A 12,288-nucleotide genomic window follows, 5' to 3' on the forward strand; every position below is an offset into this window, starting at 1 on the left:
CTAGACCTATTTTCCGTATGTGAAGGATGGCATCGAATGAGCAACCAGGCGCTGCTGGAGGTGATCGCCCTCGATGCCCGGGACGCGGTCGCGGCCCAGGCCGGCGGGGCGGACCGGCTGGAGCTGGTCACCGACATGGCGGCCGACGGGCTCACCCCGCCGCGCGAGACCTTCGCGGCGATCCGCGCGGCGGTCGACATCCCGCTGCGCGTGATGATCCGCCGTACGGACGGGTTCGCCGCCGGGCCGGTCGACCTGCTGGTGGAGCAGGCGCGGGCGCTGCGGGCGGAGGGGGCGCAGGAGTTCGTCCTCGGGTTCCTGACCCCGGACGGCAGCCCCGACCTGGCCGCCGTGGAGGCCGTCCTGGCGGAGCTGGAAGGCTGCCGCTGGACCTTCCACCGGGCGCTTGACCGGGCGGCGGACCGCGACCAGGCGCGCAAGACCCTCGCCGACCTGCCGGGGCTCGACGCCTACCTGACGGCGGGCTCGGCCAACGGGGTCGACGCGGGTCTTCCCGTCCTGATCTCCGAGGCGGCACGCCGGGGAGAGCCGGGGTACGTGGCGCGGATCATGGTCGGCGGCGGCCTCACCCTGGCGCACCTGCCGCGGCTGCGGGCCGCGGGCATCGACGCCTTCCACATCGGCGGGGCGGCCCGGCCGCAGGGGTGGGACGCCCCGGTCTCGGCGGCGGCGGTCGCGGAGTGGCGTAAGGCCCTTTCGCAGCCGCCGGCCGCCGGCCGCTTCGGTGACGGGTGATCAGCCCTACTTGCACTTGGGGCTGCTGAGTGCCTTGTCCACGCCCGCGTTGTAGCCGCGCTCGTAGTTCGGGTCCGGTTGCGCGAACCCCTGGTTGGCGGAATTCTCCTTGCAGGTCTTCAGTGTTTCGGACAGACCCCTCTGGAAGCCCGCGTTGTACTGGTCCTGGGCGTTCTTCTGTTCGGCCTGCTTGACGGTGCCGCAGCTGACCTTGTCGTCCTCGTTCGAGGCCGTCACCTTGCCGGCCGGGATGAACCCGCTGGTGGAGGCGTTCCCGTCGTCGTCGGCATTGGTGGCGAAGTTGAACTGGTGCGTCGCATTGCCACCGTGGACGGTGACGGTCGTCCCCGGCTGGGCTCCTGTGACCGAGACGTCGTACTTGCCCGTGGTGTTGGGGGTCTGCTTCACGCTGCACGTCAGGGAAGGCACCGCTGCCGCCTGCGCGGAAGCCGCCAGCAACGGTGCCGACCCGAGTGCCAGCGAGGACACGAGCACAGGCGCCAGCACGGCCAGTCGAATGCGGGGTTTCATCGTTCGTCCTTCCTCGGATGGATCACGCAAGAACCGGGCCCGGGGAGGTGTGAACACGTCCATCGTCCTGCCGCCCACCGGCCGTGTCCACCGGAGCTACGGAAGGGCAGGCCCGAGGGCTGCCGGCAACGCGGCGGCGTGCAGGACGTGCAGACCCGAGACGGCACGGGTGAGGCACACGTAGAGGCGGCGCAGGCCGGTGCGTTCGTCGGGTTCGCCGGAGACGATCGCGGCGGGCTCGTCCAGCACCACGTAGTCGTACTCGAGGCCCTTCGCCAGCGACGCCGGCACCAGCGTCAGCCGGGCCCGCGCCGTCGTCTCCTCGCCCGGTGCCAGATACGGCAGTTCCGCCGCGCGCAGCGCCTCGGCCAGCTCCGGGATCCGGGCGTCGGCCGCGATCAGGCCGGTCGAGCCCTCGTGGGCCAGCGCAGCGCGGCAGGCGTCCAGGACCGACGCCGTCAGGTCCGGCGTCGGCGTGACGACCAGCGAGCCCGGGGTTTCGCGGACCGAGGAGACCGCGGCCAGCCCCGGGGAGATCGACGGCAGCAGCCGCGAGGCGTACGCGATCACCTCGCGCGGCACGCGGAAGCCGGCCGTCAGTTCCTCCAGCGCCGCCTCCGGCTTGCCCAGGTGCGCCAGGGCCTCGTCCCAGCTGCGCGTCGCCCACGGGGTCGTGCCCTGCGCGAGGTCGCCCAGGACCGTCGCCGAGCCGGTCGTGCAGCGCCGGCCCACCGCCCGGTACTGCATCGGCGACAGGTCCTGCGCCTCGTCGAGGACGACATGGCCCAGCGAGTGCGTGCGCTCCACCAGGTCGGCCGCCTCGTCGATCAGGACCAGGTCCGCCGCCGACCACTTCGCCGACTTCACGCTCCGGAACGGCTTGGCCCACAGCAGGAGCTGCTGCTCCTCCTCCGACAGGACGCCCTCGGCGTGCTCCGCCAGGAACTGCGCGTCCGACAGCAGGCGCAGCACCAGCTTCGCCGGCTCCACCGCCGGCCACACCGCCTTGACCGCCGCCTTCACGGCGGCACCCCGGGCCACCGCGTCCTGGACGCGGTCGTCGGGCGCCTCGCCCGCCTGCTCCATCCGTACGAGCACGGTGTGCGCGATCCGCTGCGGCAGTGCGTCGCGGGCGGCGCCGTAGCGGATGTCCCGGTCGAGGAGCTCCGCCACGATCTCCTCGAGCTCGTACGCCGGGACCCGCCAGCGGCGCGAACCGCGCACCACCATCAGCGGCTCGGCGGGCATGCTGACGTGCGAGCGGACTGCACGGCGCAGCACCTGCGCCATCCGGGCGTCGCCCTTGACGACGGCGGTCGCGGCGGCGTCGGTGCCGCGGATCTCCAGGCCGTCGCGTGCCACCAGGTCCTCGACGGTGGCCTGCTTGACCTCGAGCTCGCCCAGGGCCGGGAGGACCTGCTCGATGTAGTGCAGGAAGGACCGGTTCGGCCCGATGACGAGCGTGCCGGTACGGGCGAGCCGCTCGCGGTGGGCGTACAGCAGGTACGCGACGCGGTGCAGGCCGACCGCGGTCTTGCCGGTGCCGGGGCCGCCCTGCACGCAGACCGAGCCGGACAGGCCGGAGCGGACGATCTCGTCCTGCTCGGGCTGGATCGTCGCGACGATGTCACGCATGGGGCCGACGCGCGGGCGCTCGATCTCCTGCTGGAGCAGCTTGCTGACGGCGGCCGCCTCGGCGGGGTCGGAGAGGTGCTCGTCCTCGTACGCGGTGAGCTCGCCGCCCGTGTAGCCGAACCGGCGGCGCAGGGCGATGTCCTGCGGGTCGTTCTTGGAGGCCCGGTAGAACGGCTGGGAGACGGGCGCACGCCAGTCGATGACCATGGGGTCGCCGTCGGCGTCGTGGACGTGGCGGCGGCCGATGTAGAACTGTTCGCCCTCCGCGCCCTCGGCCAGCTCCGCGCCGGGTGCGTGCAGGTAGTTGAGGCGGCCGAAGAAGAGCGGCGTGTGGGCGAGGTCGGCCAGCGCCTTGATCCGGTCGTCGATCTGGGCCTGGAGGACGATCGCGTTGACCCAGTTCGCGGTGACGTCGCGGATGTCGAGGGCCTCGACGTCCTCGCGCATGGCGCGGAGCGCGGCGCGGGAGGCGGTGAGGTGGGCCTGCTCGCGGGCCAGGGGGTGGGCGCCGGAGTCGCCGTGGCTGTCGCTGTCGCTGTCGCTGTCGGTTTCGGGGGCGTGCGCGGACACGGGGATGCCTCCAGCTGCTGATCGTTACGGGGATCGGTACGGAACGAAGCCCGCCGGTTTCCGTCCGGCGGGCGGCTCTCCCCGAAACGGCGGCGGGAGGCGGCAAGAGCGGAGATTGTAGTCAGCGGGCAGCCGGGACGCGAACGCAATACCGGGACGTAAGTCCCTCCGGGGCGGGACGTCCGTACGGGTGTCATACCTGGGAGTGTCAGACCTCGGGCAGAGCCACTAGGGGGCGGCATGGGCCGGGAGGAGTAGGCGGGAGGGACTGCGGTTCCACCCGCAGGGCGATGTGATATCCGGGGCGAAAACGCACCATGGATACATGAGCACCGCAACCTTCACCCCGATCCAGGGCGGCCGCCCTAGCGGCGCCACCGCCACCTCCGACTCCCCTCCCCGCCACGTCGTGGGCAACGCCCTGCGCGCCGCGAAGGTCTTCGTGGCGGCCGCCGTGAGCGTCGTCGTGCTGGGCGAGTACGCCGAGGACGCGGGCGTCATACGCCGCTGACCGCCGCTGACCGCCGCTGACCGCCGCGGCCGCCGCGCGCAGTGGCCTGGCCGGATACCGGCGGAGCGCCTGCGCTGATCCACTAGGGTCACGCGCGTGACCCGGAGTACCCGTCCCAGCCCCCCGCCGTCGCCCCTGGCCGGCGTACTGGTCACGGGCCCGCTCCTCGTGCTCGGCGTGCTGTGCATCGCGCTGCGCATCCCGATCGCCGACCGGCTCGTCGCCGGGTTCTGCGCCGCGGAATGGCGCCCTCCCGCCGCCTACCCGCCATTCGCGGCGATCCTGTTCACGCCGGCCGCCTGGCTGCCCGTCGGCGTCCTGAAGACCGTCTTCGTCCTCGGCAACGCCGGCCTGCTCGCCCTGCTGATCCTGATGTCCTGCCGCCTCGCGGGACTGCGGGCCCGGCCCGGGCCCGTCCTGGCCGCCACCATCGCCGGGCTGTGGGCGGAACCGCTGTTCCAGAGCCTGCTCGCCGGGCAGGTCAACCTGGCGCTCGCCTGCCTGGTCCTGTGGGACCTGCGCCGGCCCCGCGCCGCGCTCGGCAAGGGGTTCGCACTGGGCACGGCCGCCGGGATCACCCTGACCCCGGCGCTGTTCGTCCCGTACCTGCTGCTGACCGGCCGGATCCGGGCCGGCCTGACGGCGCTGGGCGCCTTCGCCGGGACCGCCCTGCTCGGGCTGCTCGTCCTCCCGCAGGCATCCGCCGACTTCTGGGCCCGGCACCCGGCCGCCTCCGGGCGGGCCCTGCTGCTGGACTGGCCGCACCTGTGGGTCTGGTCCGTCCCCCTGCTCGTCCTCCTGACCCGGTCGGCGACGACCCGCCGCCGCCGGGCCCCGAAGCCCGGCCTCGTCCTGGTCCCCGTACGAAGGTCACCCCTCGGGCAGCAGGATGTCCGCGTCGTCGAAGATCCGCAGCACCACGAGCAGCAGGCGCCCCCGCGACACCATGTACTCGGCCACGATCTGTGAGGTGAGCCGGATCTCGCGATCCTGCTCGCCCGGTCCTATCGGCTGGGACAGCTCGGTGTAGGGGTCGCGGGCCAGGATGTCGATGGCCTTGTCGAAGGATGCACGGCGCGCGGGGTCCAGCCGGTCCCGGGCCTGGCCCGCCGACTCCGTGTAGAGGACCTCGTAGATCTCCTGGTGCGCCATGCGTCTCTCCTTGGCGGACGTGCGTCTCTCCCAGCGTAGTGCTCGGGCGCGGCACCACGCCCGGAGCCGGTCAGTCGGTTGCCAGGAGTTCGTCGGCGTCCATGATCCGGTAGGCGTAGCCCTGTTCGGCGAGGAAGCGCTGGCGGTGCGCCGCGAAGTCCTGGTCGATCGTGTCGCGCGCGACGACCGAGTAGAACCTCGCCTCGTGGCCGTCCGCCTTCGGGCGCAGCACGCGGCCCAGGCGCTGGGCCTCCTCCTGGCGGGAGCCGAACGTGCCGGACACCTGGATCGCGACCGTGGCCTCGGGCAGGTCGATGGAGAAGTTCGCGACCTTCGACACCACCAGCACGCTGATCTCGCCCTGGCGGAAGGCGTCGAAGAGCTTCTCCCGCTGCGCGTTCGAGGTCTCGCCCTTGATGACGGGCGCGTCCAGGTGCTCGCCGAGCTCGTCGAGCTGGTCGATGTACTGCCCGATGACGAGCGTCTGCTCGCCCCGGTGCTTGGCGACGAGCGCCTCGGTGACCTTCCGCTTCGTCGCCGTCGTCGCGCAGAAGCGGTACTTCTCCTCCGTCTCGGCGGTCGCGTACGCGAGCCGCTCCGTCTCGGTGAGGTTGATCCGGACCTCGACACAGTCCGCCGGGGCGATGTAGCCCTGCGCCTCGATCTCCTTCCACGGCGCGTCGAACCGCTTCGGGCCGATCAGCGAGAACACGTCCGACTCGCGGCCGTCCTCGCGCACCAGCGTCGCGGTCAGGCCGAGCCGCCGCCGCGCCTGCAGGTCCGCGGTGAACTTGAACACCGGCGCCGGCAGCAGGTGCACCTCGTCGTAGAGGATCAGCCCCCAGTCCCGGGAGTCGAACAGCTCCAGGTGCGGGTAGACGCCCTTCCGCTTCGTCGTCAGGACCTGGTACGTGGCGATGGTGACCGGCCGGATCTCCTTGCGGGTGCCGGAGTACTCGCCGATCTCCTCCTCCGTCAGCGAGGTCCGCTTGACCAGCTCGTGCTTCCACTGCCGGGCCGAGACGGTGTTCGTGACCAGGATCAGCGTCGTCGCCTTGGCCTTCGCCATGGCCCCGGCGCCGACCAGTGTCTTGCCGGCGCCGCAGGGGAGCACGACCACGCCCGAGCCGCCGTGCCAGAAGCCCTCGACGGCCTGCTGCTGGTACGGCCGCAGCGCCCAGCCGTCCTCGACGAGGTCGATGGCGTGCGCCTCGCCGTCGACGTACCCGGCGAGGTCCTCGGCCGGCCAGCCCAGCTTCAGCAGGGTCTGCTTGATCTGCCCGCGCTCGGAGGGGTGCACGGCCACGGTGTCGGGGTCGAGCCGGGCCCCGACCAGCGGGGTGATCCGCTTGGACCGCAGGATCTCCTCCAGCACCGGCCGATCGGTGCTGGTCAGGACCAGCCCGTGGACGGGGTGCTTGGAGAGGGTGAGGCGGCCGTAGCGCGCCATGGTCTCGGCGACGTCGACGAGCAGCGCGTGCGGGACGGGGTACCGGGAGAACTCGACGAGCGCGTCGACGACCTGCTCGGCGTCGTGCCCCGCGGCCCGGGCGTTCCACAGGCCCAGCGGGGTGATCCGGTACGTGTGGATGTGCTCGGGGGCCCGCTCGAGCTCGGCGAAGGGGGCGATGGCGCGGCGCGCGGCGCCGGCGAGCTCGTGGTCGACCTCGAGGAGGAGTGTCTTGTCGCTCTGGACGATGAGAGGCCCGTTCACAAACGTCCCTTTCCGGCGTGGGGTGGCTGCCCGGGCGCGGACGGCCAAACCTCCAGTCTGCCGTATCCGCCTGCTGGGGGGACAGCCATCGCCCCCGGGCTGCGCACGAGCCGCCGCGAGATCCGCCGCTCACGGCACGGCTGAGGGCTGCGTAGGGTCGCCGCATGAGTGATGATCAGCGGCTGTTCGTACCGGGAGCCGACACGTTCGAGGTGCCGCTCGGGTTCGAGGGGGACGGGTTCCGGCTCGAGCCGCTCGGGGAGGCGCACAATGCGCGCGATCTCGCCGCCTGGAGCGGGAGCATCGCGCACGTTCGGGCCACGCCCGGGTTTCAGGGGCGCGGGTGGCCGCCCGTCGAGGGGATGACCGCCGATGCGAACCTGGCCGATCTGGCACGGCACGCGCAGGACTTCGCGGCCCGGAAGGGCTTCACGTACAGCGTCCTGGAGGGGGACGAAGTCATCGGCTGCCTCTACATCTACCCGGGGAAAGAGGCGCCGGGGCGGGTGGGCGTCAGCTCCTGGGTACGGGCGGACCGGGCGCCGCTCGACAAGGTGCTGTACGAGGCCGTGACGCGATGGCTCCGTGAAGTGTGGCCGTTCGACGCGGAATTCGTCGATTACGCCGCCCGGTGAGCACGGCGAAGGGGCCCGGCACTTGGTGTGCCGGGCCCCTTCCGTGGTGCGGGTGATCAGGCGCGCGTCGCGCGGCGGCGGCGGGCGCCGAGCCAGGCTGCGCCGCCGCCGAGAGCGACGAGGACGGCGGCCAGGCCGGAGTACAGGCCGGTGTTCGAGTCGGCGCCGGTGTTGGCCAGGGAGCCCGAGGCGCCGGTGGCCTTGGTGTTGGTGTTCGCCGCGGCGACCGCGGTGGCGGAGGACGAGGACGAAGGCGACGGGCTCGTGGACGGCTGCGTCGTGGCGGACTTGCTCGGGGTCGGCGACGGCGACGTGGTCGCGGTGGCCGGGGCGATCTGGAACCTGGCCTCGGCGGTCGCGAACGCGAAGGTGTTGTCGTCGGCCGGACGGACCGGCGCGTACAGGATGGCGGTGGTCTCCTTCGTCAGCTTCGCGTGGGGGCCGACCTTGACGCGCAGGTGCACCTTGCGCTCGCCGGAGGCCTTGCCGAAGCCCTTCGCGATGTCGGGCAGACGGTAGCCGTCCTTCTGCGACAGGTCCTTCCACTGGCCGTCGACCTGCAGCTGGTAGCGGAGGTCGGCGTCCTCGGGGGTTCCCCCCTTGACCTGGTTCTCCAGGTACGTGGCCAGGGCCGTGCCGAACTCGCCCTCACCGGTGGCGCGGTAGCGCAGGTCCATCTCGCGGCACTGGTACTCGGGCGTCTTGTCCTGGCAGGGGTTGATCTGGTCGAACCAGGTCTCCAGGGTGGGGGTCTTGACCGTCTGCTCGGCCTTGAAGACCAGGGTGGCGTCGCCGCCCTGCGCGACCTCGCCCTGGTAGCTCGTGGCGCGCAGTGCGAAGTCACCGTCGATGGACGGGTAGCTCTTGGTCAGGCCGATCGTGACCTTCCAGGTGAGCTTGGCGCCCGCCGGGATCTCGAAGCCCTCCCCGCTCTTGCCCGCCGGGTGGAACATGCCCTGCCACTCGCCGTCCTGCTGACCGATGAAGGAGTCGGTCGCCGGCGCCGTCACGCCCTCGACCTTGAAGATCACGTCGGCCTTCTCGAGCGGCTTGGCACCGGTCGGGGTGCCCAGGATCCAGGGGTGGAACGAGCTGGGCTTGTCCGTGGTGTTGGTGGCCGTCAGCTCGAAGGTCTCCGTCGCACCGCCGCGGGTCAGCGGGCCGCTCGGCACCGGGGCGCCCATCGTGATCTTCAGCGCGTGGTGGTTGTCCTCGGCCGGAGCGGCGTACGCCGACAGCGGCATCAGGACGGTACCGGCGACGGCGGCGACGACAGCGGTGGCGGCCGCGGAGCGGAGGGTGCGGCGGGTGGCGGTGCGAGCGGACATGGTGGACTCCCCCCAAGGAATCACGAAGGCAGGCGAGCAGCGCAGAGCGGTGGCGGCCGGCAGGGCAGACGGAAGAGGACGTGCGAGGTGCCGTGGCAGAGCGCCGGTGGCGGGTGGTGCGGGTTTTCGCTCCGGCGCCGGTTCTGCTTCCTCGGCCGCTTGCTGCGATGAACTGATCTTCACACATCGTGGATCACCGATCCATCGCCCGTCTGTCACCGCTCTGCAACAGGAACCGGAGACGCTCGCACCCCTTCTGAACTGGGAAAACGATGGTTCGCATTCCGCTTTCGCGGTGCGGATCCGCTACGCGCCCAAGTGCCCCAGCGGGGGCGCCGGATACGGGGTCTCCAGCGGCAGCAGCGCCCGCGCCGCGGCCTCGTCGCCGGAGCGGACCAGGCCGTGGATCTCGCGGGCCAGCGGGGTCACGTCGCGGATCGAGACCGTCCATTCGTCGGCGTACGCGCGCGAGGCCGGCCCGGACAGGCCCAGCTGGAGCGAGCGGTGGGCCAGCGGGTTCAGGTGCAGGTCGCGCTCCGGGTCCCACTGGACGCGGGCGGGGGAGTCGCGCAGGGCCTGCTGCCAGGCCTCCCGGTCGGTGTGCGTGCCGGGTTCGTAGTGGGACAGGCAGGCGCGGCGCAGGGCGTGGTCGAAGCCCTCGCGGGTGATCTCGACGGCCAGCACCGTCTCCTGGTCGGCCTTGGTGGCCCAGCCGCAGCGGTACATCATCCACAGGAACGACGGCTTGATCCATGTCATCCGCTCCCGCTTCCAGGCGGGCGGGAACCGGCCGTCGCGGGCCGCGGGCAGCCCCAGCGCGGGTGCGTACGCCTGGTAGACCGTCACCGTGGTGCCGGTGTGGGCGGCCCTGATCTGCCGGTTGTCGTGAGCTTCTTGCATGCGGCAAGGGTGCTCGGTGGGACGTCGCGCCGCGAGCGGTTTTACAAGTGCTCCTCCGCCAGTTCCGCGACCCCCGTGATCCGGTGCAGCGCGTACGTCCGGACCTCGTCCGCCGTGTGGTCGTACCCGGTGACGAAGCCGCCCTCGACCCGGACCGGGTCGATGACCCGCTGGCTCGCCGCGCCGTCCGCGTTCACGTACCCGATCCACACCGCCGACCCGGTCAGCGCGGCCGCCTGCACCGTGGCCAGGGTCTCCGCCGCGCTCGTGCGCGGAAGTTCGCCCGCCACCACGGGTGTCGTCGCCGGCTCCTTGCGCACCGCCGTCGCCGCCAGGTCGCCCGCGCGGATGGCCCGTACGGCCGCCGCCAGCAGCGTCGCGTCCGGCACCGGCGGGCCGTCCGGCACCGGCACCGGCGCCGAACGCGCCGGGGTGCGGTGGGCGTCGGCCCGCGCGACCAGTACGTCGCCGGTACGGGACTCCGCGGCCGGCGCGTAACCCATCGCCCGCAACCCGTCGAGCAGGGCTCCCGGTTCGGCCTGCGCCGCCAGCACGGTCGGGGCGAGGCGCCGCAGGCCCAGCCCGGCGGACCGCTTGTCGGCCAGGATCTCGTTCAGCATGCCGTCGTCGTCGCAGCGCACGTACGAGGACGCCGCGCCGACCCGCAGGTGCCCGTGCCGCCGGGCCACGTCGTCGATCAGGTACGCCAGCGGCTGCGGGACCGGCGTGATGCTGTGCTCGGCGAGGAAGGCGTGCAGGTCGGAGGCGGTCCGCCCGGAGTCCAGGGCGCGGCGTACGGAGCCGGGCGTGAAGCGGTAGACGGTCGCCCCGCCCTTGGACTCCACGTCCGCGAGCACGGCCAGCACATCCCCGAGGGCCCGGCGCAGCGGCCCGGGTGCCACTGCCGTCAGGTCGGCCTGGAGCAGTACGTGGTCCACGGGCTCCGGGAGCAGCGGTGCCAGCAGCGGCGCCGGGTCGCGGTGCTCGAGGAGCGCGCGCCCGTGGGCGGCGAGTGCGCCGCGGCCGGTGACGCCGAGCACCTCGGCCTCGGTCAGCGTCCACTGGGCGAGGCGGGCGCGCAGCGCGCTCGTCCCGCGTACGGGGCGCTCCCAGTCGAGCCGGGCGAGGAGGGCGTCCGGGGCGGCGGAGCCCCCCTCGGGCAGGGCGGCGAGGAGCTCGAGGACGCGCCGGCGCACCTCGGGGGCGGCGGAGCGGTCGAGTTCGGGGCCCAGCGCGGACAGGGTGCGGCCCTTGGAGTCCTGATCGCCGACCAGGCCTGCGGTGCGGGTGGCCGGCAGCCAGGCCGCGGCCAGGACCGACCACCGCTCGGCGGGCGGGAGTTCGAGCCAGTCGTCGAACGCGGGGGTGGGCGCGTAGCGCTCGTCCGCCTCCCCGTCGCTGGCCAGCAGCCCGGCCGCGTAGGCGAGTTCGATCCAGAACGCGGCCGTCGCCTCGGTGGTGTCCAGGGTGGCCGCGGTCCGCTTCAGGTCGCGTACGGACAGCCCGCCGGCCCGCAGCACCGGCGGCCCGGTGTGCTCCCAGGACTTCACCAGCTCCTCGACGGTGGACAGCGCCGCCAGTGCCTGCCCGGCCGCATTGGCGTCCACAAGCTGTGGACGGTGCTCGCGGTCCGCGGGTACCGCCGGGGCCACCGGTTCCGTCACCCGGTGTGCGAGGCCGCCGCGCAGGTGCAGCGCCACCTCGCGGGGCAGGACGACGGTCCGCGCCGAGGCCGGCAGCAGCAGCCCGCGGTCGCGCAGCCAGCGCACGGGCGCGGTCGGGTTCGGCGTGACCTCCCCGTACGGCGGCCCCCACACGAGCCGGCCGAGCACCTGGTGGGCCTCCGCGGGGGCCTCGTCCAGCAGCGCCGACATCCGCTCAGGGTCGGCGAACAGGCCGGTCAGCGCCGTCACGGCGGACACCGGGTCGTGCGTGGCGGGCAGCCCGGCGGCGGCCACGATCTCCTGGACCCGGGTCGGCGACATCCCGGAGGTGGCCTCGGCGACGGTCGGGCCGAGGCCGGTGGGAGAGGGCCGGCCGGCGGACGGCGCGAGCAGTTCGCGGGCGGTGCGGACCAGCCGGAGCCGCTCGTCGTCGCCCCAGACCAGCGCCTGGTCGCGGAGGGTGGCCAGGGCGCGGGGGAGTTCGGCGCGGGCGCCGTTGTCCTCGCCCGTGGAGCCCTGTTCGCCGGCCAGCAGCGACTCCAGCACCGGGTACGGGCACGGTTCCGGGGCCACCGCGAGGGCCTCTGCGGTCTGCAGCGCGAAACGGTCGAGCCGGTCCAGCGCGCGGACCACCGAGGCCCGGGTGCCGGCCCGGGTCGCCAGCTGGGTCATGTCGCCCGGCACCGGGCCGAGCAGGTCCGGGCGGGCGTGGAGCAGGGCGGCGAGGGATGCGTCGTCGCGGGCGCGCAGCGCCTCGGCGAGGGAGCGCGGCGCGCTGCTCGCTGTGGCGCTTCCCGCAGCGCTGCTTGGCTCAGGCACGGTCGCCTCCATGGTCGCGTCGGCCGGTCCCCATCCGGCCAACGGTATCCGCTGCGCCCTCGGCCGCTCCACG

11 protein-coding genes are annotated in these 12,288 nt (G+C 73.2%); 4 read left to right on the plus strand and 7 right to left on the minus strand.

Annotated features, from left to right (window positions below; translation table 11 throughout):
- Positions 1-36: 36 nt before the first annotated feature.
- The gene (locus tag AB5J51_RS22535) at positions 37-756 is read left to right on the plus strand and encodes a copper homeostasis protein CutC (protein WP_369778491.1); all 720 of its coding nucleotides are present in this window, start codon (positions 37-39) and stop codon (positions 754-756) included.
- Positions 757-762: 6 nt separating this feature from the next.
- Here the strand turns inward: AB5J51_RS22535 and AB5J51_RS22540 are convergent, their stop codons facing one another.
- A complete protein-coding gene (locus AB5J51_RS22540) occupies positions 763-1,287 on the minus strand; it encodes a hypothetical protein (protein WP_369778492.1) in 525 nt (174 codons plus the stop codon).
- 96 nt (positions 1,288-1,383) lie between these two features.
- A complete protein-coding gene (locus tag AB5J51_RS22545) occupies positions 1,384-3,492 on the minus strand; it encodes an AAA family ATPase (protein ID WP_369778493.1) in 2,109 nt (702 codons plus the stop codon).
- A gap of 325 nt (positions 3,493-3,817) precedes the next feature.
- On the opposite strand from AB5J51_RS22545, the gene AB5J51_RS22550 reads away from it, so the two are divergent.
- Together AB5J51_RS22550 and AB5J51_RS22555 are read left to right on the plus strand one after the other, a co-directional pair.
- Positions 3,818-4,003, plus strand: a complete 186-nt coding sequence (locus AB5J51_RS22550; protein WP_053786538.1) for a hypothetical protein — start codon at positions 3,818-3,820, stop codon at positions 4,001-4,003.
- Positions 4,004-4,099: 96 nt separating this feature from the next.
- Complete coding sequence (locus AB5J51_RS22555; protein ID WP_133897659.1) at positions 4,100-4,972, plus strand: glycosyltransferase family 87 protein; 873 nt, start codon at positions 4,100-4,102, stop codon at positions 4,970-4,972.
- On the opposite strand, the gene AB5J51_RS22560 is transcribed toward AB5J51_RS22555, so the two are convergent.
- Both AB5J51_RS22560 and AB5J51_RS22565 read right to left on the minus strand, forming a co-directional pair.
- The gene (locus AB5J51_RS22560; protein ID WP_053786537.1) at positions 4,874-5,155 is read right to left on the minus strand and encodes a hypothetical protein; all 282 of its coding nucleotides are present in this window, start codon (positions 5,153-5,155) and stop codon (positions 4,874-4,876) included. The genes AB5J51_RS22555 and AB5J51_RS22560 overlap by 99 nt on opposite strands.
- Before the next feature lie 70 nt (positions 5,156-5,225).
- Complete coding sequence (locus AB5J51_RS22565; protein WP_369778494.1) at positions 5,226-6,869, minus strand: DNA repair helicase XPB; 1,644 nt, start codon at positions 6,867-6,869, stop codon at positions 5,226-5,228.
- 164 nt (positions 6,870-7,033) lie between these two features.
- Here AB5J51_RS22565 and AB5J51_RS22570 point away from each other — a divergent pair, with 164 nt between their 5' ends.
- Positions 7,034-7,504 carry an N-acetyltransferase gene (locus tag AB5J51_RS22570; RefSeq protein WP_369778495.1) on the plus strand — a complete coding sequence of 157 codons (471 nt, stop codon included), beginning with the start codon at positions 7,034-7,036 and terminating at the stop codon, positions 7,502-7,504.
- Positions 7,505-7,560: 56 nt separating this feature from the next.
- On the opposite strand, the gene AB5J51_RS22575 is transcribed toward AB5J51_RS22570, so the two are convergent.
- The 3 genes from AB5J51_RS22575 to AB5J51_RS22585 form a co-directional block, all read right to left on the minus strand.
- Positions 7,561-8,832: an LPXTG cell wall anchor domain-containing protein gene (locus AB5J51_RS22575; RefSeq protein ID WP_136225751.1), complete on the minus strand. Its 1,272-nt coding sequence runs from the start codon at positions 8,830-8,832 to the stop codon at positions 7,561-7,563.
- 306 nt (positions 8,833-9,138) lie between these two features.
- The gene (locus tag AB5J51_RS22580) at positions 9,139-9,732 is read right to left on the minus strand and encodes a DUF4291 domain-containing protein (RefSeq protein WP_369778496.1); all 594 of its coding nucleotides are present in this window, start codon (positions 9,730-9,732) and stop codon (positions 9,139-9,141) included.
- A 41-nt stretch (positions 9,733-9,773) separates the two neighbouring features.
- Positions 9,774-12,227 carry a helicase C-terminal domain-containing protein gene (locus AB5J51_RS22585; protein WP_053786573.1) on the minus strand — a complete coding sequence of 818 codons (2,454 nt, stop codon included), beginning with the start codon at positions 12,225-12,227 and terminating at the stop codon, positions 9,774-9,776.
- Positions 12,228-12,288: the final 61 nt, after the last annotated feature.

This window comes from Streptomyces sp. R33, from assembly GCF_041200175.1.
Taxonomy (GTDB): domain Bacteria; phylum Actinomycetota; class Actinomycetes; order Streptomycetales; family Streptomycetaceae; genus Streptomyces; species Streptomyces katrae_B.

Coding starts and splice junctions, on each gene's coding strand:
- AB5J51_RS22570 (WP_369778495.1), top strand. CDS start 7,034: ATGAGTGATGATCAGCGGCTGTTCGTACCGGGAGCCGACACGTTCGAG.
- AB5J51_RS22550 (WP_053786538.1), top strand. CDS start 3,818: ATGAGCACCGCAACCTTCACCCCGATCCAGGGCGGCCGCCCTAGCGGC.
- AB5J51_RS22575 (WP_136225751.1), bottom strand. CDS start 8,832: ATGTCCGCTCGCACCGCCACCCGCCGCACCCTCCGCTCCGCGGCCGCC.
- AB5J51_RS22580 (WP_369778496.1), bottom strand. CDS start 9,732: ATGCAAGAAGCTCACGACAACCGGCAGATCAGGGCCGCCCACACCGGC.
- AB5J51_RS22585 (WP_053786573.1), bottom strand. CDS start 12,227: ATGGAGGCGACCGTGCCTGAGCCAAGCAGCGCTGCGGGAAGCGCCACA.
- AB5J51_RS22540 (WP_369778492.1), bottom strand. CDS start 1,287: ATGAAACCCCGCATTCGACTGGCCGTGCTGGCGCCTGTGCTCGTGTCC.
- AB5J51_RS22535 (WP_369778491.1), top strand. CDS start 37: ATGAGCAACCAGGCGCTGCTGGAGGTGATCGCCCTCGATGCCCGGGAC.
- AB5J51_RS22560 (WP_053786537.1), bottom strand. CDS start 5,155: ATGGCGCACCAGGAGATCTACGAGGTCCTCTACACGGAGTCGGCGGGC.